This is a genomic window from Paraburkholderia ginsengisoli NBRC 100965, from assembly GCF_000739735.1.
Taxonomy (GTDB): Bacteria; Pseudomonadota; Gammaproteobacteria; order Burkholderiales; family Burkholderiaceae; genus Paraburkholderia; species Paraburkholderia ginsengisoli.
The window spans coordinates 1-22,558 of record NZ_BBJF01000012.1 but is presented as its reverse complement, the minus strand read 5'-3'; the positions used below and the strand labels follow the sequence as shown (position 1 = coordinate 22,558).

General features: G+C 64.4%; 19 protein-coding genes. 12 read left to right on the top strand and 7 right to left on the bottom strand.

Going from position 1 to position 22,558, the window contains the following annotated elements; translation table 11 throughout:
• Positions 1-53: 53 nt before the first annotated feature.
• On the bottom strand, positions 54-707 hold the full coding sequence (locus BGI01S_RS20170; RefSeq protein WP_042327776.1) for a protein-L-isoaspartate O-methyltransferase family protein: 654 nt from the start codon (positions 705-707) through the stop codon (positions 54-56).
• A gap of 300 nt (positions 708-1,007) precedes the next feature.
• On the opposite strand from BGI01S_RS20170, the gene BGI01S_RS20165 reads away from it, so the two are divergent.
• The 6 genes from BGI01S_RS20165 (at position 1,008) to BGI01S_RS20140 (ending at position 7,983) form a co-directional block, all read left to right on the top strand.
• Positions 1,008-2,084, top strand: a complete 1,077-nt coding sequence (locus BGI01S_RS20165; RefSeq protein WP_042327775.1) for a LacI family DNA-binding transcriptional regulator — start codon at positions 1,008-1,010, stop codon at positions 2,082-2,084.
• A gap of 2 nt (positions 2,085-2,086) precedes the next feature.
• Positions 2,087-3,574 carry a sugar ABC transporter ATP-binding protein gene (locus BGI01S_RS20160; protein WP_042327774.1) on the top strand — a complete coding sequence of 496 codons (1,488 nt, stop codon included), beginning with the start codon at positions 2,087-2,089 and terminating at the stop codon, positions 3,572-3,574.
• Entirely contained in the window at positions 3,555-4,568 is a 1,014-nt protein-coding gene (locus BGI01S_RS20155) for an ABC transporter permease (RefSeq protein ID WP_042327773.1), read from the top strand. Before BGI01S_RS20160 ends, BGI01S_RS20155 begins: the two co-directional genes overlap by 20 nt.
• A gap of 93 nt (positions 4,569-4,661) precedes the next feature.
• Positions 4,662-5,624 (top strand): substrate-binding domain-containing protein, encoded by a 963-nt coding sequence (locus BGI01S_RS20150; protein WP_042327772.1) that lies wholly within the window; start codon positions 4,662-4,664, stop codon positions 5,622-5,624.
• A gap of 90 nt (positions 5,625-5,714) precedes the next feature.
• Complete coding sequence (locus BGI01S_RS20145; RefSeq protein ID WP_042327771.1) at positions 5,715-6,764, top strand: sugar phosphate isomerase/epimerase family protein; 1,050 nt, start codon at positions 5,715-5,717, stop codon at positions 6,762-6,764.
• A 67-nt stretch (positions 6,765-6,831) separates the two neighbouring features.
• The gene (locus BGI01S_RS20140) at positions 6,832-7,983 is read left to right on the top strand and encodes a Gfo/Idh/MocA family protein (RefSeq protein WP_042327770.1); all 1,152 of its coding nucleotides are present in this window, start codon (positions 6,832-6,834) and stop codon (positions 7,981-7,983) included.
• Positions 7,984-8,020: 37 nt separating this feature from the next.
• Here BGI01S_RS20140 and BGI01S_RS20135 read toward each other — a convergent pair whose 3' ends face one another.
• From BGI01S_RS20135 to BGI01S_RS20115, 5 genes are all read right to left on the bottom strand, one after another.
• Complete coding sequence (locus tag BGI01S_RS20135; protein ID WP_042327769.1) at positions 8,021-8,281, bottom strand: hypothetical protein; 261 nt, start codon at positions 8,279-8,281, stop codon at positions 8,021-8,023.
• Between the two features lie 76 nt (positions 8,282-8,357).
• On the bottom strand, positions 8,358-11,552 hold the full coding sequence (locus BGI01S_RS20130; protein WP_042327768.1) for an efflux RND transporter permease subunit: 3,195 nt from the start codon (positions 11,550-11,552) through the stop codon (positions 8,358-8,360).
• Between the two features lie 15 nt (positions 11,553-11,567).
• On the bottom strand, positions 11,568-12,728 hold the full coding sequence (locus BGI01S_RS20125; RefSeq protein WP_042327767.1) for an efflux RND transporter periplasmic adaptor subunit: 1,161 nt from the start codon (positions 12,726-12,728) through the stop codon (positions 11,568-11,570).
• A gap of 347 nt (positions 12,729-13,075) precedes the next feature.
• Entirely contained in the window at positions 13,076-14,254 is a 1,179-nt protein-coding gene (locus BGI01S_RS20120) for an ABC transporter substrate-binding protein (protein WP_042327766.1), read from the bottom strand.
• Between the two features lie 44 nt (positions 14,255-14,298).
• Complete coding sequence (locus BGI01S_RS20115; protein WP_042327765.1) at positions 14,299-15,240, bottom strand: CysB family HTH-type transcriptional regulator; 942 nt, start codon at positions 15,238-15,240, stop codon at positions 14,299-14,301.
• Between the two features lie 220 nt (positions 15,241-15,460).
• On the opposite strand from BGI01S_RS20115, the gene BGI01S_RS20110 reads away from it, so the two are divergent.
• From BGI01S_RS20110 to cobA, 6 genes are all read left to right on the top strand, one after another.
• The gene (locus BGI01S_RS20110) at positions 15,461-17,140 is read left to right on the top strand and encodes a nitrite/sulfite reductase (protein WP_042327764.1); all 1,680 of its coding nucleotides are present in this window, start codon (positions 15,461-15,463) and stop codon (positions 17,138-17,140) included.
• A gap of 22 nt (positions 17,141-17,162) precedes the next feature.
• On the top strand, positions 17,163-17,702 hold the full coding sequence (locus BGI01S_RS20105; protein WP_042327763.1) for a DUF934 domain-containing protein: 540 nt from the start codon (positions 17,163-17,165) through the stop codon (positions 17,700-17,702).
• Complete coding sequence (locus BGI01S_RS20100; protein ID WP_042327762.1) at positions 17,699-18,445, top strand: phosphoadenylyl-sulfate reductase; 747 nt, start codon at positions 17,699-17,701, stop codon at positions 18,443-18,445. The genes BGI01S_RS20105 and BGI01S_RS20100 overlap by 4 nt, the downstream gene beginning before the upstream one ends.
• Positions 18,446-18,564: 119 nt before the next feature.
• Positions 18,565-19,527 (top strand): sulfate adenylyltransferase subunit CysD, encoded by a 963-nt coding sequence (gene cysD / locus BGI01S_RS20095; protein ID WP_042327761.1) that lies wholly within the window; start codon positions 18,565-18,567, stop codon positions 19,525-19,527.
• A 21-nt stretch (positions 19,528-19,548) separates the two neighbouring features.
• Positions 19,549-20,865, top strand: coding sequence for a sulfate adenylyltransferase subunit 1 (locus BGI01S_RS20090; RefSeq protein WP_042327760.1), 1,317 nt, complete (start codon positions 19,549-19,551; stop codon positions 20,863-20,865).
• 93 nt (positions 20,866-20,958) lie between these two features.
• Positions 20,959-21,714, top strand: coding sequence for a uroporphyrinogen-III C-methyltransferase (gene cobA / locus BGI01S_RS20085; protein ID WP_042327759.1), 756 nt, complete (start codon positions 20,959-20,961; stop codon positions 21,712-21,714).
• Positions 21,715-21,768: 54 nt separating this feature from the next.
• On the opposite strand, the gene BGI01S_RS20080 is transcribed toward cobA, so the two are convergent.
• Positions 21,769-22,284, bottom strand: coding sequence for a hypothetical protein (locus BGI01S_RS20080; protein ID WP_232624365.1), 516 nt, complete (start codon positions 22,282-22,284; stop codon positions 21,769-21,771).
• Positions 22,285-22,558 lie beyond the last annotated feature (274 nt).

Genomic DNA, 22,558 nt, shown 5'->3' with positions numbered 1-22,558 from the left:
ACATCCAGTTCAGATGACGACCGCGCATGGCGGTCGTGCGGATCGACGTAGGCTTAGAACTTGAAACGCGGCGGCTGCACCGCGTTGATGAGCGGCTCGACGTAGGTTTCGAACACGTCGGCGATGCGGTACTGCTTCTCGTCGATACGCGTGATGATCTGCGCCTTCATGACCGGCGCGGTGCCGACGAATGCTGCGAGGCGCCCGCCGATCTTCAGGTGTTCGAGGATTTCCTGCGGCAGCACCGGCAGGCCGCCCGACACGCAAATCACGTCGTACGGCGCGGCGCCGGCCCAGCCGCGCGACGCGTCGCCGGTGGCGACTTCGGCGTTCAGCACGCCGTTGGCGATCAGGTTGTTGCGGGCCAGCTCGGCCAGTTCCGGTTCGATGTCGACCGTCAGCACGTGCTGCGCGCGATGCGCGAGCAGTGCCGCCATGTAGCCCGAGCCCGCGCCGATTTCGAGCACGCTCTCGTGCTTCTTCACCGCCAGTTCCTGCAGCACGCGCGCTTCGATGCGCGGCGCCAGCATGTGCTGGCCGGCCGGCAGCGGCACTTCGAAGTCGACGAAAGCCAGATCGCGATAGACGGCGGGGACGAAATTTTCACGCTTGACGATCGAGAGCAGATTCAGCACGTCCTGGTCGAGCACTTCCCAGGGGCGGATCTGCTGTTCGATCATGTTGAAACGCGCTTGCTCGATATTCATGGTGGATTCGGCGGTTTTGGTTTGGCGAGCGGGCGACGGGTTCGACCGAAAACGCTTCGGGTACAAGCCGCGCCAGGGTAACTGCGGGATTGTACCAAATGGCGGCAGCGAGCCGGGCTGTCGCGGGCAATCCCGCGGACAACGCAGCGGACACCCGGCGCGGAACGTGACCGCCCACGCGCCGGCGCGTGGGCATGGCGAGCGTGGTGGCCCCCGTGTTTATCCCTAGCGATCCGTCCTTGCGCTTCCCGCTTCGATCGCTCAAAAATGTAATCGATTACATTTTCGACGCGAGTTCACTTGACCAGATCGTCGTCCAAAGCGTCTCCGGCAGCGATATCGGGGGCGCAACCTCAGCCCGGGATTCGGCCGCTGCGCGCGGCCGACGGCCTGTCGATCGCCGGCGTGGCCGAGCAGGCGGGGGTGTCGGTGGCGACGGTGTCGCGCGTGCTGAACGGTCACGAGAACGTGCGTCCCGCGACGCGCGACAAGGTGCTCGCCGCGATCGACGCGAGCGGCTACCGCGTCAACGAACTCGCGCGCAATCTACGCACCGCCGAGAGCCGGTTGCTGCTGACCATGGTGCCCGACGTCGGCAATCCGTTTTACGCGGAGATCGTGCGCGGCATCGACAGCGTCGCGCGTCAGCACGGCTACTTCATGCTGTTGTGCGACACGGGCGCGGACCCAGGGCGCGAGCGCAGCTACTTCGATCTGCTGCGCCGCCGCCGCGCGGACGGCGCGATCTGTCTCGACCCGGCCACCATCCAGCAGGCGCTCGGCGAAGCGTCGCACGCGCTGCCGTGGGTCGCGTGCTGCGAGTTCGACCCGGCGGTCGGCGTGCCGTACGTGGGCATCGACAACTACCGCGCGGCCGGCGACGCAGTGCGGCACCTGCTCGCGCGCGGCCACCGGCGCATCGGCCTGATCAACTCCGACGTCGACTACCTGTACGCGCGGCAGCGTCAGCAAGGCTATCTCGACGCGCTGACCGAAGCCGGCATCGCGCCCGATCCGCGCTGGCGCATGAACCTGAACAGCCTCGACTACGAAGCCGGCGCGTCGGCCGCGGTCACGCTGACCCAGCAACCGGATGCGCCGAGCGCGATCTTCGCCGTGTCGGACACGCTGGCGATCGGCGTGATCCACGGCTTGCGCAGCGTCGGCAAGCGTGTGCCGGACGACGTCGCGGTGGTCGGCTTCGATGACATCTCGCTCGCCGCGCAGATCGATCCGCCGCTCACGACCATCGCCCAGCCGATGCGCGAACTCGGCGAAACCGCCGCGCGTCTGCTGTTGCAGCGGCTCGCGAATCCGCTGGCGAACGTGCCGGGCGTGCTGCTGCCGCATCGGCTCGTGATTCGCGGGAGCGCGTGACCATGAGCCTCGCGATCCGTTTCGACGACATCCGCAAAGACTTCGGCCCGGTGCGCGTGCTGCACGGCGTGAGCTTCGAACTTGCGCCGGGGCGCATCTACGGTCTGCTCGGTGAGAACGGTGCGGGCAAATCGACGCTGATGAAAATCCTCGCCGGTTATGAAACCGCGACGTCGGGCCGCTTGCTGGTCGATGGCCAAGAACATCGATTCATCGGCTCGCGCGACGCCGAAGCGCAGGGCATCGTGCTGATCCACCAGGAGTTCAATCTCGCCGAGCATCTGACGATCGCGCAGAACATGTACCTCGGCCACGAGAAGCGGCGCGGCTGGTTCGTCGACGACGCGGCGATGCGCGCCGAGGCCGCGCGCTATCTCGCGCAGGTCGGGCTGGAGAAGACGCCGGATACGAAGGTGCGCGAGCTGATCGTCGCGGAAAAGCAGATGGTGGAGATCGCGAAGGCGCTGTCGCGGCGCGCGCGTCTGCTGATCATGGACGAGCCGACCGCGACGCTCACGCCGTCGGAAACCGAGCGGCTGTTCACGCTGATGGCGAAGCTCAAGGCCGACGGCGTGACGATCGTCTACATCTCGCACAAGCTCGACGAGGTGGAGCGCATCACCGACGAAGTGATCGTGATGCGCGACGGCCGCTTCGTCGCGCGCGGCGAGACGGCGGGGCTCGCGCGTCAGCAGATGGCGAACCTGATGGTCGGGCGCGAGCTGTCCGACATGTTCCCCGACAAGCTGACCGTGCCCGCGAACGCGCCGCTCGCGCTGAAGGTGGAAGGGCTCGCGGTGCCCGATTGGGTCGAGGACCTGAGCTTCGACGTGCGCGCGGGCGAAGTGCTCGGCTTCGCGGGGCTGGTCGGCGCAGGCCGCACCGAGGCGTTCGAGGCGATCATCGGCTTGCGCAAGCGCACGGCGGGGAGCATTGAAATCGCAGGAAAGCGCGCCGATCTGAAGAGCCCGCGCGACGCGATGCGCCACGGCCTCACGTATCTCAGCGAGGATCGCAAGGGCAAAGGCCTGCATGTGAATCTGAGCTTGCAGGACAACGTCACGCTGATGACGCTCGAACGCTACGCGCATCCTTTCCTCGACATGAAGGCGGGACGCGCGGCGTTGACGAAGGCGGTCGGCGAATTCGGCATTCGCACCGGCGACCTGTCGAGCCGAGCACGCATGCTCTCCGGCGGCAATCAGCAGAAGCTCGCGCTCGCCAAGTTCCTGCAACCGGACCCGAACGTGATCGTGCTCGACGAGCCGACGCGCGGCGTCGATGTCGGCGCGAAACGCGACATCTATTTCCTGATTCATCGGCTCGCCGCGCAAGGCCGCGCGGTGATCGTCATTTCATCCGAACTGATCGAGCTGATCGGCTTGTGCCACCGCGTCGCCGTGATGCGCGCGGGGCGCCTGCAAGCCACCCTCACGCTCGACCATCTGACCGAAGAGGAGTTGATCGCTCATGCGACCGGCACCCACTGAAGCCGTGCAATCCGGCCGCGCGCTGCGCTTCGCGCATCGTCTGTATGCGCTCGGGCCGCTTGTCGGACTGATTCTGCTGTGCGTGATCGGCACGCTGCTGAACCGCGATTTCGCGACCGTCGACAACATGATGAACGTGCTTACGCGCACGTCGTTCATCGGCATCATCGCGGTGGGCATGACCTTCGTGATCATTTCGGGCGGCATCGATCTGTCGGTCGGCTCAATGGCCGCGCTGATCGCGGGCAGCATGATCTGGCTGATGAACGGGCTCGCGTCGGGCGCAACCGGCCACACGTTTGCGCCGCTCGCGATCGTCACGATCGGCATCGTCGCGGCGCTCGTGCTCGGCGGGTTGTTCGGCTGTGCGCACGGACTGCTGATTACCAAAGGGCGGATCGAGCCGTTCATTGTCACGCTCGGTACGTTGGGGATTTTTCGCGCGGTGCTGACCTGGCTCGCCGACGGCGGCGCACTCACCCTCGATAATTCGTTATCCGATCTATATGGGCCGGTGTATTACGCGAGCCTGTTCGGCGTGCCGGTGCCGATCTGGGTGTTCCTCGTGGTGGCCGCGGGCGGCGCGCTGATCCTCAATCGCACCGCGTTCGGCCGGCACGTACAGGCGATCGGTTCGAATGAACAGGTCGCGCGCTACGCGGCGATTCGTGTCGATACCGTGAAGATCGTCACGTATGTGCTGCTCGGCATCTGCGTGGGCGTCGCCACCGTGCTCTACGTACCGCGGCTCGGTTCGGCCACGCCGACCACCGGGCTGCTGTGGGAACTGGAGGCGATTGCGTCAGTGGTGGTCGGCGGCACTGCGTTGAAGGGCGGTGAAGGGCGCGTAGTCGGCACGGTGATCGGCGCGATCCTGCTCTCGGTGATCGCCAATATTCTGAATCTGACCAGCATCATCAGCGTGTATCTGAACGCGGCGGTGCAGGGCGTGGTGATTATCTTCGTCGCGTTCGTGCAGCGCGGACGGCGATAGGTTTAGTGGTTCAAAGGCGGTTCAAGGAGCAACACCAGCAGGTCCAATAATCGGGGCGCCGGAACGCCTCACCAACTGGATGGAGACATAACCATGAAGCAGGTCATTCGAGCGGTCGGCGCCGGCATGCTGGCGTTGGGGATACTGGGCGCAGCGGGCGTCGCGCGTGCCGATGAGAAAGTCACGCTGGGCGTCGCGATTCCGACAGCCGACCACGGCTTCACGGGCGGCATCGTCTGGTGGGCGAACAAGGCGAAAGCCGATCTGGAGAAAGCGCATCCGGATCTGAAGGTGATCGTCAAAACCGCAGCCGGCGCGCCCGAACAGGCCAATCAGTTGCAGGACCTCGTGACGGTCAACAAGATCAACGCGCTGGTGATCTTTCCGTTCGAATCGGCATCGCTCACGCAGCCGGTCGCGCAGGTGAAGAAGAAGGGCGTGTACGTGACGGTGGTCGATCGCGGCCTGACCGACACCAGCGCGCAGGACGCGTACGTCGCGGGCGACAACACCGCGTTCGGCAAGATTCCCGCCGAGTTTCTGGCGAAGGAACTAGGCGGCAAAGGCAACATCGTCGCGCTGCGCGGCATCCCGACCACGCTCGACAACGAGCGCTGGACCGCCTTCACCGGCGTGCTGAAGAATTATCCGGAGATCAAGATTCTGGACGGCAAGTACGCGAACTGGAATCGCGACGACGCGTTCAAGGTGATGCAGGACTACCTGACGCGCTTCAAGCACATCGACGCCGTGTGGGCCGCCGACGACGACATGGCGGTCGGCGTCATCAAGGCGATCGATCAGGCCAAGCGCACCGACATCAAGATCGTATTCGGCGGCGCGGGCTCGAAGGGCATGGTGAAGAACGTGATGGACGGCGCGCCGATGATCAAGGCCGACGTATCGTACTCGCCAAAATTCATCTACGACGCGATCAAGCTCACCGCCGAGGCGCGTCTGAAAGGCGAGAAGCTGCCGGCCACGACGATCATTCCGTCGGTGCTGATCACGAAGGAAAACGCGCAGCAGTTCTATTTCCCGGACTCGCCGTTCTGAGCCTGTGCCTGAACCCGAGTCAGCGCGCGCGTTCGCCGTGGTGTTGCCGCTAGCTCCCGGCGAGCGCGCGATCGTTCGAGGAACCGTACGATGAAAACCATCAAAGGGCCGGCGATTTTTCTCGCGCAGTTCATGGGCGACGAGGTGCCGTTCGACAATCTGGCGCATCTGGCCGAGTGGGCCGCGGGTCTCGGCTTCAAGGGGATTCAGGTGCCGTGCGATGCGCGCCTGATCGATCTGGAGCAGGCGGCCGCGAGTCAGGCCTATTGCGACGAGTTGCGCGAGATTGCCGACGATGCGGGCGTGACGATCACCGAACTGTCGACGCATCTGCAAGGGCAGCTGGTTGCCGTGCATCCGGCGTACGACGTGTTGTTCGACGGCTTCGCCGCGCCGCAGGTGCGAGGTAATCCGGCCGCGCGCACGCAATGGGCGATCGCGCAGATGAAGCTCGCGGCGACGGCGTCGCAGCGTTTGGGTTTGACGACGCACGTGTCGTTTTCCGGCGCGTTGGCGTGGCCGTATCTGTACCCGTGGCCGCAGCGTCCGGCCGGTCTCGTGGAAGCCGCGTTCGATGAACTCGCGCGCCGCTGGACGCCGATTCTCGATGCGTTCGACGCAGCCGGCGTGGACGTCTGCTACGAATTGCATCCGGGTGAGGATCTGCACGACGGCGTGACGTTCGAGCGCTTTCTCGATGCGGTGAAGCAGCATGCGCGCGCGAACATCCTCTACGATCCGAGCCATTTCGTTTTGCAGCAGCTCGACTACCTTGCGTTCATCGATATCTATCACGAGCGCATCAAGGCGTTCCATGTGAAGGACGCCGAGTTCCGCCCGACCGGCAAGCAGGGCGTGTACGGCGGCTATAGCGGCTGGGTCGAACGGGCGGGGCGCTTCAGATCGCTCGGCGACGGACAGATCGACTTCGGCGCGATCTTCTCGAAGATGGCGCAATACGATTTTCCCGGCTGGGCTGTGCTCGAATGGGAATGCGCGTTGAAGCATCCGCACGACGGCGCGCGCGAAGGCGCGGAATTCATTCGCCAGCACATCATTCGCGTTGCGGAACATGCGTTCGATGATTTTGCCGGGAGTGGCGTGGACGACGCGCAGGTGAAGCGGGTGCTGGGGCTTTGATCGAAGGTTTGCGGCGAGCGGTTCCACCACGCACCCGTCGCAGCATCCAGACGAAGGAGTCAATACGGTGCCACAAAGAAAGCTCAGGTTGGGCATGGTCGGCGGCGGACAGGGCGCGTTCATCGGCGCGGTGCATCGGATCGCGGCGCGGCTCGACGACCGCTTCGAACTGGTCGCGGGCGCGTTATCGTCCGATCCGCAGCGCGCGCAGGCGAGCGCCGCCGAGGCCGGCATCGCGCGCAGCTACGCGGACTGGCGCGAGATGGCGCGGGCCGAAGCCGCCCGCGACGACGGCATCGACGTGGTCGCGATCGTTACGCCGAATCATCTGCATGCGCCGGTGGCCACCGCGTTTCTCGAAGCGGGCATCCACGTGATATGCGACAAGCCGCTGGCGATTTCATTGGCCGAAGGTGGAGCGCTCGCGAAGCTCGCGCGCGACAAGCGCAAGCTCTTTGCGCTCACGCATACGTACTCCGGCTATCCACTAGTGCGTCATGCGCGCGAGCTGATCGAGCGCGGCGAGCTGGGCGAGATCCGCGTGGTGCAGGTCGAATACGCGCAGGACTGGCTGGCCGAACCGGTCGAGACGAGCGGCGCGAACAAGCAGGCCGGCTGGCGTACGGACCCATCGTTGGCGGGACCGGCGGGCTGTCTCGGCGATATCGGCACGCACGCGTATCACCTCGCGGCCTTCGTCACGGGGATGACGCCGCGCGCGCTGTCGGCGGAATTGCACACGTTCGTGCCGGGACGGCGCATCGACGATCACGTACAGGCGATGCTACGCTATGAGAACGGCGCGCGCGGCATGTTGTGGGCGAGCCAGGTGGCGAGCGGCGCGGAGAATGCGCTGCGTTTGCGGGTGTACGGAACGAAGGCCGGTCTCGCTTTCGATCAGGAGCAGCCGAACGAATTGTGGTTCACGCCGTTAGGCGGGCTGGCCGAGCGGCTGACGCGGGGACGCGTGAAAAGCGCACTCGCCGCGCACGCGACGCGCGTGCCGCCGGGGCATCCCGAAGGTTATCTGGAAGCGTTCGCGCAGTTGTACAAGGACGCCGCGTTGCAGATAGAAGCGTTGGACGAGGCGCGCGCGCTGCCTGCCGAAAGCCTGCTGCTCACCACGGTGGATGATGGTGTCGCGGGACTGCGCTTTATCGATGCCGTGCTCGCGAGCAGCGCGGCGGATGGGCAGTGGCGCGAGATTGAAGGGACTTGAGGGGACTTGAGAGGGCTTGAAGCGGCGCTCGGTCCGCTCACCCACCTTTGCTCTTGTTGATCTGCTCTTCGAACGCGATGTCGAGCTTGCTCGCCTTGCGCGGTTTTTGCGGACCGTATGCATCGACGAATTTGACGAAGTCGTCGAGCGTCAGCGGATCGGAGACCTTCTTGTCGGTGCCGCTCGATTTGTCGACCAGATAGAACAGGCCGCCGGACAGGCTGATCGCGGCGAACTGCGGATTGCCGCTGCGCGTTTTCAGCCGTTCGACAGCGTGGATGGCTCGGGTGGTGCGCATGGTGTGGGACTGCTGATCGGGGAAAGACTGCTACTTTAACAATTTCGCCGACGCCGCGCGCCTTCTCCGGTATCTGTCAGTTCCCCTTGCGCCGCAACACCCGCCGCAGCCACTGCGCCCAATCCTCCAGCACGGTGTACACCACCGGCACCACCACCAGCGTCAGAATCGACGACGTAATCACCCCGCCAATCACCGTCTGCCCGAGCGGCCCGCGTTGCTCCCCGCCTTCGCCGAGCGCCGCAGCCAACGGCAACATGCCGAAGATCATCGCCAGCGTGGTCATCAGAATCGGCCGCAGACGCACGCGCGCCGCTTCGAGCAGCGCCTCGCGGCGCTCCATCATGCGGCCCTGGCCGGCGGCGTCGAGCAGTGTGCCGCGCCTCGCCTGGTTCGCGAAGTCCACCAGCAGAATCGCGTTCTTGGTCACGAGCCCCATCAGCATCACGAAGCCAATGATCGAGAACATGTTCAGCGTGCTGCCGAACAGCAGCAGCGCGATCAGCACGCCGATCAGCGTGAGCGGCAACGACGCCATGATCGCGAGCGGCTGCGCGAAGCTCGCGAACTGCGACGCGAGAATCATGTAGATGAAAATCACCGCCAACGCGAGTGCCTCGATCGCATACACGAACGACTCCTTCATGCTCTTGGTCGAGCCTTCGAAGCGGTACTGATAGCCGGCGGGCAGATGCATCGCGTCGAGCGTCTTCGCGATATCGGCGGCGACTTCGCCCGGCGAGCGGCCGTTCACGTTCGCCGACAGCATTACCTCGCGTTGCAGGTCGCGCCGGTTCAGCACATCGGGGCCGGTCGTCCTGACGATGTCCGCGATCTGGCGCAGCGGCACCAGTACCGGCGCGCCGTTCGCGTCGGTGCGATTGGTGGCGATCATCAGGCGCGCGAGATCGTCGACGTCCTCGCGCTGCGTGCGTGGCAGGCGCACGCTGACGTCGTAGTCCTGGTCGTCGGGCGCGCGCCACGTGCTGATCGCGTCGCCGGAAAGCAAAGGCCGCAACGCGGTGCCGATGTCGGCCACGCCGACGCCGAGGTCCGACGCCAGCTCGCGCTTCACGTTGATCGCGACGATCGGTTTGTCGGCCTTCAGGCTCGAATCGAGATCGACCAGGCCGGGGATCTTCGCCATCTTCACTTGCGCGGCCTCCGAGAGCCGCCGCAATTCGTCGATGTTGTCGCCCTGCAAGCTCAACTGGATCGCCTTGGTGCTGCCCGCGCCGTCCGGCACGCCGATCTCGGTCACCGCGATGCCCGCCACCGACGCGAGCCGCGCGCGAAACACCTGGTTCAGCTCGAGCATGCCGCGCGAACGGTCGCGCCGATCCTTGAGCCGCACGGTGATGAGTGCCGTGTTCTTGCCTTGCGTGTTGCCCGAGTTGATCGTCGCGTACGTGAAGCGCACTTCCGGGTAGGTCGCGAGAATCGCCTGCACCTGTTTGACTTTTTCCGCGGTGGCGTCGAGCGACGTGCCTACCGGCGTGTTCAAACCGATCTGCGTTTCGGAGAAGTCCGCGCTCGGCACGAACTCGGTGCCGACGAACGGCACCAGCAGCAGGCTGCCGAAGAAGGTCGCCGCCGCGACCGCGAGCGTGATCGCGCGATGCCTGAGCGACCAGCCGAGCAGGCGCTGATAGAAAATCGTCAGCGCGTCGATCTGCCTGTCGAACAGGTGCAGCGAACGTTGCACGAGCCGGCCGTAGCGGTAGCCTTTGCGGCCGGTGTCGGCGTCGCGCAGATCGGGGTCCGGCCAGATCGACGACAGCATCGGGTCGAGTGTGAACGACACGAACATCGAGATCAGCACGGCCGCCGCCACGGTGATGCCGAACTGATGGAAGAAGCGGCCGATGATGCCGCCCATGAAGCCCACTGGTAAAAACACCGCGACGATCGAGAAGGTGGTCGCCAGCACGGCGAGCGCGATTTCCCTGGTGCCGTCGAGCGCGGCCTTGCGATGGTCCGCGCCGAGCTGGACGTGCCGCACGATGTTCTCGCGCACCACGATCGCGTCGTCGATCAGCAGGCCGACGCACAGCGACAACGCCATCAGCGTGATCACGTTGATCGTGAAGCCGCACGCGTACATCACCGCGAACGTGCCGATCAGCGCGATCGGCAGCGTGAGGCCGGTGATCACCGTGCTGCGCCACGAGCCGAGAAACAGGAACACGATCAGCACCGTCAGCAACGCGCCTTCGATCAGCGTGCGCTTCACTTCGTTGACGCTGTCTTCGATGTTGATCGCGGAGTCGTCGGTGATGTCGAGCTTCACGCCGGGCGGCAGTTGCGCCTGCAGACGCGCGACTTCGGCGCGCACGCCGCGCGCGACATCCACCGTGTTTTCGCCCTGCGCCTTGATGATCGACAGAAACAGCGCGCGCCGGCCGTTCAGCAGCGCCATGCTGTCGGGTTCCTGCTGGCCGTCGGTGACGTCCGCAAGTTGATCGAGCGTGACCGGCTGGGTCGCCGACGAAGCCGTGGGAATCGCGGACTGCGCGCCGCGCCGCGCGACGATGATGCGCTTGAAGTCGTCCGGCTTCTCGAAGCGGCCCTTCACCTGCACCGCCTGCTCGACATTGCCCGACGTGAGCGGCCCGGCCGGAATCTCCTGATTCTCGTTCTGCACCGCGCGGATCACCTGATCGACCCCGATCGACAGCGCCTGCAATTTCTCCGGCCTCACGTCGATCTGCACCTGGCGCTTCACGCCGCCCACCAGCGACACCGAGCCGACGCCGCGCACGGTTTCGAGCCGTTTGCGCACGATCTGATCGGCGACGGTGGTGAGATCGCGCGTGGACAGCGATGCGCCCGACGCGTTCGACACAGCGACCGTGACGATCGGCATATCCGCCGGGTCATAACGCAGCACGCGCGGCTCCTTCACGCCGTCGCGCAGATCGGGGCGGATCAACGCGATCTTGTCGCGCACGTCCTGCGCGGCCTGCACCGCGTCGACCGACAGATCGAACTGCACGATCACCACCGACTGCGCGTCGTACGAGCGCGACGTGATCTGGTCGATGCCGCTGATCGTGTTGACCGCTTCCTCGATCTTGCGCGTCACGTCCGACTCGACCGATTCCGGCGACGCGCCCGGATAGGCGGTTTGCACGACCACGATCGGGAACGTGATGTCGGGAAACTGATCGACCTTCAGGCGCTGATACGAGAACAGACCGATGACGAGGAACGCCGTCATCATCATCGTGGCGAGCACCGGATTGGCGATGCTGATGCGCGTGAACCACATGGGCGGCGGCTCCGGTCAGTGCGCGGCGGACGCGGGCGTCGCCGGCTGCGCGGGCTGCACCACGTGCACGGTGCTGCCGATGCGCAGCGAGCCGAGATTGTTCTTCACGATCCGCTGACCGGGGCTCAGCGACGCGCCGACGATCTCGGTCCACGTGGCGCCGTCTGCATCGCCGGATGCGCCGGTCTGCACCGGCTGCTCGACGAGCTTGCCGCCGGTGAGCGCATAGACCGCGTGACGCGTGCCGTCCGTGCGTACCGCGGTGGCCGGCACCACCAGCACGTTCTCGCGGCGGCCCACGCCGATCGTGCCGGTGCCGAACATGCCGACACGCAGCGTTCCCTCGGGATTGGCGACCTGCACGTACACCATGATCGAACGCGAGCCCGGCTGCGCGGCCGGATTGATGCGCGTGACGGCGCCTTGCAGCGGCGCGTCGATGCCGTCGAACGCGATGGTGACCGGCTGGCCGATCCGCACGCGGCCGATCTCGCCGACCGGCACCGGTGCTTCCAGTTCGAGCGTGCGCAGATCGACCACGTCGAACAGCTTGGCGTCGACGGCGACTTTTTCGCCGGGCTCGACCGAGCGCGACGCGATCTGTCCGTCGAGCGGCGAACGCACGACCGTATCGGCAAGCGACAGGTTCGACGACGCGAGCGCCGCGCGCGCCGCATCGAGATTCGCGCGGGCGATCTCGTACTGGCTTTGCGCGGTGTCGAACGCGTTCTTCGAAATGAAGCCCTTTTCGACCAGCACGCGGTTGTTGTCGAGCGTCTGTTTGGCGATGTCCAGTTGACCGGCCATCGCCGCCATCTGACCGCGGCTTTGCTCGGCGCGGGCCACGTAGTCACGCGCGTCGATCTTCGCGAGAATCTGGCCGGCCTTGACGGCGTCGCCTTCGCGCACGGCGACGTCGAGCGCGGTGCCGGCGACTTTCGATTTGACGGCGGCCTGCGTGACCGCGCGCAACGAGCCGGTCAGCGGCAGCGTTTCGGTGAGGGTGCGACGGCTCACCGTGGTGAGATCGTCCGGCGCGAATTCGACGACCGAGGAAACCGCGTCGGCGGTCGAGGCCTGGGCGCTGCGTTTGTGGATCGCCTGGACAATCGCGATCGCGAGGATCACGGCGACAACGGCGGCGGCGATGATGATGCGTTTTCTGGTTTTGAGCATGCGCGGTCTGACGGACTTCACGGCACTGGCGGTTGGCGATATGCGTTGGGCGCTCGCTCGTGAACGAGAGGCGCCGCGCGTATCGCGCGGAATCGGCTAATGGGCCTGGGCTCGCGGGCCGCTTGCGGACACCGGAAGCCGGCCGTCAGCATGGTACACGGAGCGCGAGTGCGCGAGGCCGGGCGAATGGCGGAGCCTGGCGGCGGCTCGCCGTGCGGGCCGGTTCGTCAGTGACTCGCGTTTTCGGGCGGGGCACCGACGCGAGTGTTCGCGCAGGGCGGAGCGTAACTGTGGCAAGCCGCAGCGGCCAGGAGGCCTCGGCGGCTTGCCGTCACAGTGTCACGGCGTCACTGGCTCAGATAGACGAACTTGCCGTCTTTGATCACACCCATCACGCTCGCCCGTTGATCCAGACCGACGTGGTCCTTCGGGCTCGTATTGACCACACCGTTCGGCACGACCAGTTCATGCGCGTGCTCCAGTTCGTTGCGCAACGCGACGCGGAATGCCGGCGTGCCCGGCTGCGCGGTCTTCAGCGCGCGGGCCATCGCGTCCTGCAAACGCGGATACACGCCGGCGGCATCGCCCGCGAACTGGGTCACGCTGCCCGCGCCGTACTTCGCCTCATACTCGTTGGTGAACGCGAGCGCCGCCTTCTTCGCCGGATGATCGGCCGGCAGCGTGCGCGCGACCACCACCGGCTGGGTCGGGAACAGCGTGCCTTCGACGTCCTTGCCGCCGAGCTTGATGAACTCCGGCGTCGCGATGCCGTGCGTCTGATAGATCGGCCCCTTGTAGCCGCGCTCGATCAGCGTGCGCTGCGGCAGCACGGTCGGCGTGCCGGCGCCCGCGATCAGGATCGCGTCGGGCTTCGCGGCCATCAGCTTCAGAATCTGGCCGGTCACGCTCGCATCGGTGCGGTTATAGCGCTCGGTCGCGACCAGCTGGATATGGCGCAGCGCCGCGAACTTGCTGAATTCGTTGAGCCAGCTCTCGCCGTAGCCGTCCGCGAAACCGATGAAGCCCACCGTCTTCACGTTGTGATTGGCCATGTGGCGCGTCATCACGTCGGCCATCGCGCTGTCGGTCTGCGCCATCTTGTAGGCCCACACCTTCTTGCCTTCCTGCGGCTCCACGACGCTGGCCGAGCCGATCAGCGTGATCATCGGCGTCTGGCTTTCGGCGACCGGATCGAGCGCGGCCATCGCGGCCGGCGTGATGTTTGGGCCGACGATCACATCGACGTGGTCCTCGTTGATCAGCTTGCGGATGTTGCGCACGGCCGCGCCGGGGTCGGACGCGTCGTCGAGGAAAATGTAGTCGGCTTTCTGGCCGGCGATCGTCGCGGGCCACATCAGCATCGCGTTCTTGCTCGTGATGCCGATCACGGCCGCGGGGCCCGTGCTCGACAGATCGATGCCGACCTTCACGTCGGCGTGAGCGGCGGTGACGGTGGCGAGCAACAGCGCGCCGAGAGCGGCGGCGCCGCGAAGTTTGCTGTTCGGTTTGTTGTTATGCGACTTCATCGACAAAGGTCTCCGTAGCGGAATAGCAGAAAGCGGTGGTGATATCAGAGTTCGTAGGTTTCGTGCTCGCCCTTGAGCGCCTGTTCGATCAGCTTGCGGTTCATGCTCGGCGACAGCAGTTCGACGAGCGTGTACACATAGCTGCGCAGATAGGCGCCCTGTTTCAGCGCGACGCGCGTCACGTTGCTGCCGAACAGGTGGCCGACCGGCATCGCGCGCAAATGACGGTCGCGCTCGGCGTTGAACGCGATATCCGCCATGATGCCGACGCCGAGCCCCAGCTCGACATAGGTCTTGATCACGTCGGCGTCGATCGCCTCCAGCACGATGTCCGGATGCAGGCCCCGCAGACGGAATGCCTCGTTGATCTTGGTGCGGCCGGCGAACGCATTGTCATACGTAATCAGCGGATACTGGGTCAGATCATCCAGCGACAAAAGTTTGCGGTCCAGCAGCGGATGATCCGGCTGCATCACGGCGATGTGATGCCACTGGAAGCAGGGCAGCGACACCAGTTCCTTATAGTTGGCGATCGCCTCGGTGGCGATAGCGAGATCGGCCTGGTCGTGCAGCACCATCTCGGCAACCTGGGTCGGGCTGCCTTGCAGAATCGAAAGGTGGACTTTCGGGAAGCGTTTCTTGAACTCAGCGATCGCAGCGGGCAGCGAGTAGCGCGCCTGCGTGTGTGTCGCGGCGATCACCAGATTGCCCTGATCCTGCGCCGCGTAATCCTTACCGACGCGTTTCAGGCTCTCCACCTCCTGCAGGATCTTCTCGACCGACTGCAAGATGATGCGCCCCGGCTCGGTAAGCGAGCGCACGCGTTTGCCGTGCCGCGTGAAGATTTCGACGCCCAGCTCGTCTTCCAGCTCGATGATGGCCTTGGAAACGCCCGGCTGGCTGGTAAACAGCGCCTTCGCGGCTTCCGTGAGGTTGAAGTTCTGCCGCACGGCCTCGCGGACGAAGCGGAATTGGTGCAGGTTCATATATAACCTCTCCGCATATAAAAAGAATTTTTTAGTCGTTTGAAATATAAGGCGAGTTTATTACGATCTGTCCATCTTTTTCAATATGGATATCTGTATTTGTCATAAGCAAATGAGAGATGGGTCTAAACGCTCGTTTGCGGTTGCTGACTAACACGGATATTCAAGGCGCGGCGGAACCGGACCGCCGTGTGTCTCGCCAAAAAATTGGGGTCCCCGAATGTACCAATACGATCAGTACGACCAGACCATCGTCGATGAACGGGTCGCGCAATACGCCGATCAGGTTCGCCGCCGCTTGTCGGGCGAATTGAGCGAAGAGGAGTTTCGTCCGCTGCGCCTGCAGAACGGCCTGTACTACCAGCGCCACGCGTACATGCACCGCATCGCGATTCCGTACGGCAACCTGCGCAGCGACCAGATGCGCGTGCTCGCGCAGATCGCGCGGGAACACGATCGCGGCTACGGCCATTTCTCGACGCGCTCGAACATCCAGTACAACTGGATCAAGCTCGAAGAAACGCCGGAAATCCTGCGCAAGCTCGCCGCAGTGCAGATGCACGGCATTCAGACCTCGGGCAACTGCATCCGCAACATCACCGCCGACCAGTTCGCCGGCGTCGCGCCCGATGAGGTCGTCGATCCGCGTCCCTGGGCGGAAATCCTGCGCCAATGGTCGACGTTTCACCCGGAATTCGCGTGGCTGCCGCGTAAGTTCAAGATCGCCGTGTCGGGTTCGAAGGAAGACCGCGCGGCCGTGCAGATTCACGACATGGGCGTGTATCTGAAGAAGAACGAGCAGGGCGAACTGGTGGTCGACATCCTGGCCGGCGGCGGCATGGGCCGTACGCCGATCATCGGCGCGATCATCCGCAAGGATTTGCCGTGGCAACATCTGCTGACGTACTGCGAAGCCGTGCTGCGCGTGTACAACCGCTACGGCCGCCGCGACAACATGTACAAGGCGCGCATCAAGATTCTCGTGAAGGCGTTGAGCCCGGAGAAATTCTCGGCGCAGGTCGAAGAAGAATGGCAGCACCTGAAGGACGGCCCGTCGACGCTTACGCAAGCCGAAGTGGATCGCGTGGTCCAGTACTTCCAGCCGCCGGTCTACGAGAAGTTGCCGGACACCGACGCGTCGTTCGAAAACCACCTGCTGGAAAACCGCGCGTTCGCGCGCTGGGTCGAACGTAACGTGCGGCCGCACAAGGTATCGGGCTACGCGTCGGTGACGCTGTCGCTGAAGCCGACCACGATCGCCCCGGGCGACGCGACGGACGTGCAGATGGAAGCGGTCGCCGATTGGGCCGACGAGTATTCGCTCGGCGAAATCCGTGTGTCGCACGAACAGAATCTGATTCTCGCCAACGTCAAGAAGCGCGACCTTTTCGCGCTGTGGGAAAAGGCCAAGGCGCAAGGTTTCGCGACGCCGAACATCGGCTTGCTGACCGACATCATCGCGTGCCCGGGTGGCGATTTCTGCTCGCTCGCGAATGCGAAGTCGATTCCGATCGCGCTGGCGATCCAGGAACGCTTCAACGATCTCGACTACGTGTACGACCTCGGCGACGTGTCGCTGAACATCTCGGGCTGCATCAACGCGTGCGGTCACCACCACGTCGGCAACATCGGCATTCTGGGCGTCGATAAGGACGGCTCGGAGTGGTATCAGGTGACGCTCGGCGGCGAGCAGGGCACGGGCGCCACCGGCGCGCACCTCGGCCGCGTGATCGGCCCGTCGTTCTCGGCGGAAGAAATGCCGGACGTGATGAGCAAGGTGATCGACACCTTCGTGGAAAACCGCCACGAAGGCGAGCGCTTCATCGAAACGTACAACCGCATCGGCATCACCCCGTTCAAGGAACGTGTGTACGCCTCGCGTCAACCGGCTCACGCGTAACCGCGAAAAGGATACTGAACACATGGCTTCTATCATCAAGAACCGCGCAATCGTCAACGATGACTGGACCGTTGTGCGTCCGGCGGAAGACGGCGCGCTGCCGGCGGTGAACGAACTGCCGGCCGGCAAGGTGCTGGTGCCGCTCGCGTTGTGGCAAGCGGAACGTGACGCGTTGAGCGCGTCGCGCAGTGCCGCCGAGATCGGCGTGTGGCTTGCGCCGGACAGCGAACCGGCGGATATCGTCGGCGACTTCGACAAGATTGCGCTGATCGCCGTGGACTTCCCGGTGTTCCGCGACGGCCGTGGCTACAGCATCGGCCGCCTGCTGCGCGAACGTTATGGCTACAAGGGCGAACTGCGCGCGATCGGCGACGTGCTGCGCGATCAGATCACGTTCATGTTCCGTTGCGGCTTCGACGCCTATGCGTTGCGCGCGGACAAAGACTTCAACGATGCGCTCAAAGCGTTCGACGAATTCAGCTTCAACTATCAGGGCGCGGTGAATTCGTCGCCGCTGTTCCGCCGCCGCGAAGCGGGCGAACTGCAAAAGGCGTCGGCATGAGCGGAGTTCAATCGCTCACGCCGGAACTCGCTGCGAAGGTCGAGCGCCTCGATGCGCTGCTCGACTCGATCGCCGCGCGTCACGCGAACGTGAAGCTTGCAAGCAGCCTTGCAGCGGAAGACATGCTGCTCACGCACGCGATCCTGTCGCGCGGCGTGAAGATCGGCATCTTCTCGCTGAATACGGGCCGGCTGCATGCGGAAACGCTCGGTATGCTCGATCGCGTGAAAGAGCGCTATGGCTACGAGATCGAACAGTTTCATCCGCAGCCAGCGGCCGTCGACGAATACATCGGCTCACACGGTCTGAATGCGTTTTACGAAAGCGTCGATCTGCGCAAGCGTTGCTGCGAGATTCGCAAGGTCGAGCCGCTGAACCGCGCGCTGTCGGATGTCAGCGCATGGGTGACGGGCCAGCGCCGCGAGCAGTCGGTGACGCGTGCCGAACTGCATGCGGAAGAGCACGACGCCGCGCGCAACATCGCCAAGTTCAATCCGTTGACGGACTGGACCGAAACCGAAGTGTGGGACTACCTGAAAGCGTTCGACGTGCCGGTCAATCCGCTGCACGCGCGCGGTTATCCGAGCATCGGCTGCGAACCGTGTACGCGCGCGATCCGTCCCGGCGAGGACAGCCGCGCAGGGCGCTGGTGGTGGGAGTCGCGCGATACGAAGGAATGCGGACTGCACATCACGACGATCACCCCGATCGCGGTCGAACGCAGCGAAAACGCTCCGGTCTGATATCTCGCTACACTGAGGGCAGGTTCCCGGCTTGAACGGGTCGAACGCCGCCCGGATCGATTTGAATACTTGTGCCGGGCGAGCAACCGCTCGCCGGGCAAACAAACGAAGGACCCAACATGAGCACCACGCTCGACTCCACTGTGAACGCTCCGCTTATCAACACGGCGAACCGTATGGATCACCTTGACTGGCTCGAAGCCGAGTCGATCCACATCCTGCGCGAACTGGTCGCCGAATGCAGCAAGCCCGCACTGTTGTTCTCGGGCGGCAAGGACTCGGTCGTGGTGCTGCACCTCGCGCTGAAGGCGTTCGGCATCGGTGCGAATCGCAAGACCGTGCTGCCGTTCCCGCTCGTACATATCGATACCGGCCACAACTACGACGAAGTGATCGACTTCCGCGATCGCCGCGCGCAAGAGATCGGTGCGGAACTGGTGGTGGGCCACGTCGAAGATTCGATCAAGCGTGGCACCGTGCGTCTGCGCCGCGAAACGGACTCGCGCAACGCCGCGCAAGCGGTGACGCTGCTCGAAACCATCGAACAGCACGGCTATACCGCGCTGATCGGCGGCGCGCGTCGCGATGAAGAGAAGGCTCGTGCGAAAGAACGCATCTTCTCGTTCCGCGACGAGTTCGGCCAATGGGACCCGAAGGCGCAGCGCCCGGAACTGTGGAGCCTGTACAACGCGCGTCTGCACAACGGCGAACACCTGCGCGTGTTCCCGATCTCGAACTGGACCGAACTCGACGTATGGCAGTACATCGCGCGTGAGCAGCTCGAACTGCCGTCGATCTACTACGCGCATCAACGCGAGATCGTGCGTCGTAACGGGCTGCTCGTGCCGGTCACGCCGCTCACGCCGATGCGTGAAGGCGAAGTCAGCGAAAGCGCGCTGGTGCGTTTCCGTACCGTCGGCGACATCAGCTGCACATGCCCGGTGGAAAGCGATGCGGACGATCTCGAGAAGATCATCGCCGAAACGGCCGTGACTGAAATCACGGAACGTGGCGCGACGCGGATGGACGATCAGGTCTCCGAAGCGGCGATGGAACAGCGTAAGAAGCAAGGTTATTTCTAAAGCACACGGGGTAAGACAATCATGAGCAGTATTCATCAACCGGAAGACCTCGGCGTGCTGCGTTTCATCACTGCGGGTAGCGTCGACGACGGCAAGAGCACATTGATCGGTCGCCTGCTGTACGACAGCAAGGCCGTGTTGAGCGACCAGCTCTCGGCGCTCTCGCGCGCGAAGAACAAGCGCACCGTCGGCGACGAAATCGATCTGTCGCTGCTGACCGATGGTCTCGAAGCCGAGCGCGAGCAGGGCATCACGATCGACGTCGCGTACCGTTACTTCGCGACCGCGAAGCGCAAGTTCATCATCGCCGACACGCCGGGCCACGAGCAGTACACGCGCAACATGGTGACGGGCGCGTCGACCGCGCACGCGGCGATCATTCTCGTCGACGCGACGCGCGTGACCTTCGTCGACGGCGTGGCGCAACTGCTGCCGCAAACCAAGCGTCATAGCGCGATCGTCAAGCTGCTGGGCTTGCAGCACGCGATCGTTGCGATCAACAAGATGGATCTCGTCGATTACAGCGAGCAGCGCTTCAACGAAATTCGCGACGCGTATGTCGAACTCGCGCGTCAACTGGGTCTCGCCGACGTGCGCTTCGTGCCGGTGTCGGCGCTCAAGGGCGACAACATCGTGACTGCGAGCGAAAGCATGCCGTGGTACGCGGGCGAGCCACTGCTGGACCTGCTCGAAGCACTGCCGGTCGAGATTCCGACGGGCCAGGCGCTGCGTTTCCCGGTGCAGTGGGTGGCGCGCCAGGACGGCAGCCAGGCCGACGATTTCCGCGGCTACATGGGCCGGGTCGAGGCGGGCGAAGTGAAGGTCGGCGATACGATCGTCGTGTTGCCGGCCAACCGTGAAGCCACGGTGGCCGAGATCATCGCGCCGGTGGTGGGCGGCACGGCTGCGGTGGATCGCGCATTCGCCGGCCAGACGGTGACGATCCGTCTCGCGGAAGACGTCGATGTGTCGCGCGGCGACACCTTCGTGCTGCGCGAAGCTGCACCGGAACCGGCGAAGAAGCTCGAAGCCGATCTGTGCTGGTTCGACGACACGCCGCTGTCGACGCAACGCAAGTATCTGCTGAAGCAAACCACCAACACGGTGTTCGCGCGGATCGGTGCGATCAAGGAAGTGCTTGACGTGCATACGCTGTCGCAGGCGACCGATCGCAAGGAACTCGCGATGAACGACATCGGCCGCGTTGCGCTGACGTTGCAAAAGCCGCTGGTGTGCGACGTGTACGACTCGCATCAGGGCACGGGCGCGTTCGTATTGATCGACGAAGCAACGCACCACACCGTCGCGGCCGGGATGATCCGGGCGTTTTCGGCGTAAGCGGGCGATGGGTGGCCGGCGGCGCGACGTGATGTATCGCGATGCTGTGCGCCGTTGCGCGGCGCCGGCGCCCTAACCAACGGGTTGAAGCAAATGGGTAAGGTTTATCTGATCGGCGCGGGGCCGGGTGCTGCGGACCTGATTACGGTGCGCGGCGCGCGGCTTCTGGGCGCCGCCGATGTGGTGTTGCACGATGCGCTGGTCGAACCCGCCATGCTCGACTACGCGCCTTCGCACGCGAAGCGGATTGCGGTGGGCAAGCGCTGCGGACAGTTGTCGACGGCGCAGCAGTTCATCAACAAGCAGATCGTCGATGCCGCTTTGGAGCACGCTGTGGTGGTGCGCCTGAAGGGCGGCGACCCAATGCTGTTCGGCCGCGCCGATGAAGAAATGCGGGCGTTGGAAGCGGCGGGCATCGAGTACGAGGTGGTGCCGGGGATCACCGCGGCGCTGGCGAGCGCGGCTTCGTTGAAGCGGTCGCTGACGCTCAGGGGCGTGTCGCGCAGCGTCGCGCTGGCGACGTTCAGCCGTGCGCCTGGCTCCGACGAGATTCGCGAGCAGGTGAACGCGGATTCGCTCGTGTTTTACATGGGCCGGGACAGCGGCGTGGAGATCGCGCAGCAGTTGATCGATGCGGGCAAGCCTGTGACGACGCCGGTGGCGATTGTCGAGGCGTGCAGTACGGAGCGCGAGCGGATGCTGACGTTGACGCTCGAAGACCTGGCTGCGGGGGACGCGCTGAAGTGGGTCGATGCTTCGCAGCCGAGCTTGCTGATGATCGGCGAGGCGTTTGCGGACCGCGCGAAGGCGAGGGTGCGCGCTGCGGATGGGATGCTAGTGGCGGCTTAGGTTTTTTGTTGGGTGTGCGGCCGGAGTGGTCGGACGCGCAGCCAGCTTCGTTTGCTACAGGAAAGGCGCATTGATTGCGCCTTTTTTTACGTCTGAGGCAGGGCGCGGCGAGGTCGTGTCAATGCGCAGTGGCAGTGGAGCGAGGGTGGTTTTGAAGCGAGCCTGTCTGATCTGTACTGCCTTGGATGCGCGGACACGCTTGCGGCCTTCCAATGCCTTCGTGGCCGCTTTTGCCAGCAGGTTCGCTGCGTGGCGGGCGGTGATACGGCTTCGAGGGATTCCCTTCGCGTTCAGCGCGATGACCTGGTACAGCTCGCGGTCAGTTTCGAGTTCTCGCCGGAAATCTTCGCCGGTATCGATCAGCAGTCCCAGCAGTGTTCTCCGGCGGGACCTTTCATCGTGTGTCAGAGCGGGGCCTCTGTATATCGACGCTGCCAGGGTGACCAGCTTGTCTAGTTGGCTGATTTGCCGTTCGATGAGTCCGAAAGCGGATAGCGCGATTTTTTCGTATTGGAGAGCGTCAACGGGCGGGTGCGAGGCGGTTCGCGAATACCTGGCGGATTTGCTCATGTGCGATCTCCCTGAAAACTTGGCTGGATCGCCCGTCACTCGCTTGCGAGGGGTGAGCGGGCACAGTGACAAGGTTGGCAGTCCGGTGTAGAACCCAAAACCGGCAGACTCGGAAGTCTCCTTGCCACGGCTCGCCCATAGAAGAAGACGTGCAGAGGCTAATGCACGTCTGTATTCACAGACGTGCGGGTGCTACTCAACGCAGGCTGCCAAGCCTGACCGTCGCTGTCTTGACGGCGAAATGAGTGTAAAGGGGATCGTCGGGGGAGTGATT